This is a genomic window from Kineococcus siccus (genome assembly GCF_009906795.1).
Lineage (GTDB): Bacteria > Actinomycetota > Actinomycetes > Actinomycetales > Kineococcaceae > Kineococcus > Kineococcus siccus.
This window is the reverse complement of record NZ_JAAALN010000418.1, coordinates 1-866: the sequence shown is the minus strand read 5'-3', so window position 1 is coordinate 866 and position 866 is coordinate 1. Positions and strand designations below refer to the sequence as shown.

Below are 866 nucleotides of genomic sequence, written 5' to 3'. Positions count from 1 at the left end.
CGGCCCGGCGGGGCCGCCGATGTCGAGCAGGCGCGCCATGAGGTCGGCGGAGACGCCGGGCACGCCCAGCGCGGCGACGCGCGCCTTGACCAGGCGCTCGGCCTCGACGGCCTGCGCGCACGCGCAGCACGCGGTCACGTGGTCGAGGGCGCGGGCGGCGACGTCGGGCGCGAGCCGGCCGTCGACGAGGGGGGTGACGCGCGCTCCGAGGTGCGGCCCGCTCACGAAGGGTCCTCGCCGAAGGCGAGGGTCGGGCGCGGAGGGGCGGTGGGCCGCGGGGCGCGGTGGGCGAGCGACTCGCGCAGCTGCGCGCGGCCGCGGTGGATGCGGGAGCGGACGGTGCCGAGCTTCACGCCCAGGGTGGCGGCGATCTCCTCGTAGCTCAGCCCCTCGATGTCGCACAGGACGACGACCGCGCGGAAGTCCGGCGGCAGGGCGTCGAGCGCGCGCTGCACGTCGTCGTCGAGGTTGCGGTGCTCGTAGGCGCGCTCGGGCCCCATGTCGGTGCTGGGCAGCCGGTCGTCGGCGTCCTCGGCGAGGGCGTCGAAGCGGATCCGCTGCTTGCGGCGCACCTGGTCGAGGAAGAGGTTGGTCGTGATCCGGTGCAACCAGCCCTCGAAGGTGCCGGGCTGGTAGCTGGACAGCGAGCGGAAGACCCGGACGAAGACCTCCTGCGTGAGGTCCTCGGCGTCGTGGCGGTTGCCCGTGAGCCGGTAGGCCAGGCGGTAGACCCGCGCCGAGTGGTTGCGCACGACCTCGTCCCACGTCGGGGGCACCCACGTGGAGAAGGCGGCGGGAGGCGGGACTGCCTCGTCCGGCCGGCCGGGCTGGTCGCTCACGGGTGTCCTCCTGGGACGGGCGGGAAG

2 protein-coding genes are annotated in these 866 nt (G+C 75.6%); both read right to left on the bottom strand.

Translation table 11 applies throughout. The features are described 5' to 3' along the window. A partial coding sequence (locus GTR02_RS21915; protein WP_240896209.1) for a hypothetical protein occupies nt 1-225 on the bottom strand: 225 nt, incomplete at its 3' end. Further along, nucleotides 222-839 carry an RNA polymerase sigma factor SigE gene (sigE, locus tag GTR02_RS21910; RefSeq protein ID WP_166609572.1) on the bottom strand — a complete coding sequence of 206 codons (618 nt, stop codon included), beginning with the start codon at nt 837-839 and terminating at the stop codon, nt 222-224. The genes GTR02_RS21915 and sigE, both read right to left, overlap by 4 nt. Nucleotides 840-866 lie beyond the last annotated feature (27 nt).